The organism is Intrasporangium sp. (assembly GCF_035280925.1).
Classification (GTDB): Bacteria; Actinomycetota; Actinomycetes; order Actinomycetales; family Dermatophilaceae; genus Intrasporangium.
Map to the genome: position 1 here is coordinate 1 of NZ_DATEEY010000004.1, position 2,744 is coordinate 2,744.

At 69.9% G+C, this 2,744-nt stretch carries 3 protein-coding genes and 1 pseudogene; 2 read left to right on the forward strand and 2 right to left on the reverse strand.

Annotated features, from left to right (window positions below; translation table 11 throughout):
* Positions 1-531 precede the first annotated feature (531 nt).
* Both VJN29_RS00260 and VJN29_RS00265 read right to left on the reverse strand, forming a co-directional pair.
* Positions 532-603 (reverse strand): annotated as a pseudogene (locus tag VJN29_RS00260) (hypothetical protein); the annotation flags it as partial.
* A gap of 14 nt (positions 604-617) precedes the next feature.
* Entirely contained in the window at positions 618-827 is a 210-nt protein-coding gene (locus VJN29_RS00265; RefSeq protein ID WP_324141292.1) for a hypothetical protein, read from the reverse strand.
* 59 nt (positions 828-886) lie between these two features.
* Between VJN29_RS00265 and VJN29_RS00270 the strand changes: the two genes are divergently transcribed.
* Positions 887-1,666 carry an NADP-dependent oxidoreductase gene (locus VJN29_RS00270; RefSeq protein ID WP_324141294.1) on the forward strand — a complete coding sequence of 260 codons (780 nt, stop codon included), beginning with the start codon at positions 887-889 and terminating at the stop codon, positions 1,664-1,666.
* A gap of 887 nt (positions 1,667-2,553) precedes the next feature.
* The coding region (locus VJN29_RS00275) for a carboxymuconolactone decarboxylase family protein (RefSeq protein WP_324141296.1) at positions 2,554-2,744 on the forward strand (191 nt) is incomplete at its 3' end.

Below are 2,744 nucleotides of genomic sequence, written 5' to 3' on the forward strand. Positions count from 1 at the left end.
CTCGTGTCGAGCCGCTGCGCACCGCGGCGGCGCCGTTCGGCGGTCATCGGCATGTGGAGCTGTCCGGTGGCTACCGAACCGGAGGTGCGGGCCCGTTGACTCCAGCGCCCGCCTTCCGCTCCCTGCGCCGACCCCGACCCCCGGGTTCTCGGCCCACCCCTCGAGGCGATCAACCGAACAGCTCTCGGAATCCCTCCCGCCATGACGGGTACTCCAGGGCCAGCCCCAACTCAGCCTTGGCCTTGGCGTTGCTGGCCGCGCGGAGCTGGGTGCCGTAGTACACGGCTTGAGCGCCGATCTGTTCCTCAGCCTCCTCCTCGGAGACGCGCCGCGGCGGAGGGGCGTCCAGGATTTCGGCCAGGTACGGCAGCCACTCAGCCTGGGGGCGGGCTGCTGGGCGGGGCTGAGCGAGGCGAGGAGTTGCTGTTCGTTGCTGAGGTGGACCTGGAGGAGGGTGTCGATCGTGGTCTTGCCACGGCTTGTCAGCCTCACGAGGGTGCCTCTGCGGTCGTTGGGGTCTGGGCGGCGTTCGACCAGGCCGGCGTCGGCGAGACGGTCAAGCCGCTTGGTCATCCCCCCGGAGGAGAGCAGCATCGTTTGCATCAGCTGGGTGGGCTTCAGCGCATAGGGCTCTCCGGCGCGGCGGAGGGCGCCAGCAGGTCGAACCAGCCCGGCTGGAGCCCGTGGGCCCGCCAGGGGCTTGGCGGGGGCGCGTCGGCCAGGTGCGTAGTCCGGAACAGGCGCCCCAGCAGGGCGAGCGCGTCCAGGTCGAGGTCGGGCCGCTCAGGCCGCCACGCCTGGACGATCTGGTCCACATGATCGGGCATCACCTTGATAGCCTGGCAGGATACTCTCTGGAAAGGTTCTTACTGGAGAGGTGTTGAGTATGCGGGCGATCCGGCTACACCCGCCTGGCGGGATTGAGGGGCTCCGGCTGGACGAGGTCGCGCCGCCCCAGCCCCGTCCCGGACAGGTACTGGTGCGGGTCCACGCTGCGGCGATCACCCGTGCCGAGCTGGAGTGGCCAACCGACCGGCTACCCGCGATCCCCTCCTATGAGCTGTCGGGCGTCGTCGTCGAGGACAGCGACGGGTTCTCGGCCGGTGAGGACGTGTTCGCGCTCACGCCGTTCGACCGCGACGGGGTAGCGGCCGACTACGCGCTCGTGCCGGTGGAGGTGCTCGCGCCCAAGCCGGGTTCGCTGAGCCACATTCAGGCGGCGGCGTTGCCCATGCCCGGCCTCAGCGCCTGGCAGGCGCTGATTGTCCATGGCCGGCTGCAGGCCGGTGACCGCGTCGGCGTCACGGGCGCGCACGGTGGTGTCGGGCATGTGGCCGTGCAGCTCGCCCGCAGCCGGGGCGCGGCGCTGGTGGAGGAGGGAGAGCCGTGCGACCTGCTGTTCGACACCGTGGGAGGCCAAGCACTGGCGCGCTCCGCCGGCCAGGCAGGTCGGATCGTGACGATTGCCGCCGAGGCACCTGGCGCCCACTACTTCGTCGTCGAGCCCAACCATGAACAGCTGCTCGAGTTGGCCCGGCTCGTCGACACCGGCGACCTGTGGCCCGAGATCGATTCGGTCTTCCCGCTTGCCCAGGCCCAGGCGGCATTCATGCGCAGCGCAGCCCGGGGCAAACATGGAAAGGTCGTCCTTGGTGTCATCGAGTAGCCAAGGCGCAAGGCGACGGCCTCGGCCGCGCTGCCCGGCGCCGCGATCCCCCGAACAACGCCACCGCCCGGCCCTTGGGTGGAAGGACACCTCAGCTGACCTCGACGACCTGCTCCACAGGATCGACCAGTACCAGCAGCAGACCGCCCCACCGACCAGCCCGAAGGCCGCATGATCAAACCCCCGACGAACTTACGGGCCAGACCACTAAGACAGCCCGCACGTGGGTTTGACGGTGGCCACCTGGTCCACAACCACGTGCCCGGTGTGCGGCAGCACCCCGTACAGGATGAGGTCGGGGAGCCGGACAGGCGCGGTCGGAGCACCGGGACCTCGGCAGGGGGTCGACGCGAGTCCCGCCAAGCCCATGCTCACCGCTGCCCGGGGCGCTCAGAGCGCTCCAGCGCGCGTCCTTCGGCCTATGACGGCTAAGGCTGGTCATTCCGCCACGCGCCACAGCATATGACTGAACCGTATTGGCTGGACGGGACACCCAACCTGACCAGCGAGGGTGGCCGGTATTTCCGGCTGGTCGGCGACGACGGCGGCCGACCCTCACACTTGCCCGCTGATCCGGCACCTTCCGAGCACCTGACGGCCGCCGCTACCAGGCCCAGGCTTGCGACGGCCACCGGGCACCCTTCGGAACGCTCGACCGCTCCAGCGCGACGCCGACGGCAAGAGTTCCTGGAACAAGAGTCCCCACCCGCTGATCGCGCGCCCTCCGTTCAGGGCCTGCCGCGGCACGTCCGCGACCGCACCCCGACCATCACCGCACCATCCCGCCGGGCACCGACGTCGCCCGGCTCTCGACCGTTGCCGTGCACTGCAAGGTGTACTCGGCCGACTTCGGCCCCGGAACCCTTGGACCCGACAGGAGCAACGACATGACCGAGGTGACCGTCACCAACCGCCGGGCCGACAGCTCGGCCAACCAGGACCTGACCCAGCTCGCCCGCCACGGCGCCGACGCCTTCGGCTACAAGGCCAACCTGCGCATCGACCGCAAGCTCGCCCAACTCCTGCGCCTGCGGGTGTCGCAGATCAACAACTGCACCTACTGCCTCAACCTCCACTA

What these genes read in the sequence shown, in the direction of transcription:
- VJN29_RS00265 (WP_324141292.1), bottom strand. Translation starts at nt 827, where the DNA reads ATGCCCGATCATGTGGACCAGATCGTCCAGGCGTGGCGGCCTGAGCGG.
- VJN29_RS00270 (WP_324141294.1), top strand. Translation starts at nt 887, where the DNA reads ATGCGGGCGATCCGGCTACACCCGCCTGGCGGGATTGAGGGGCTCCGG.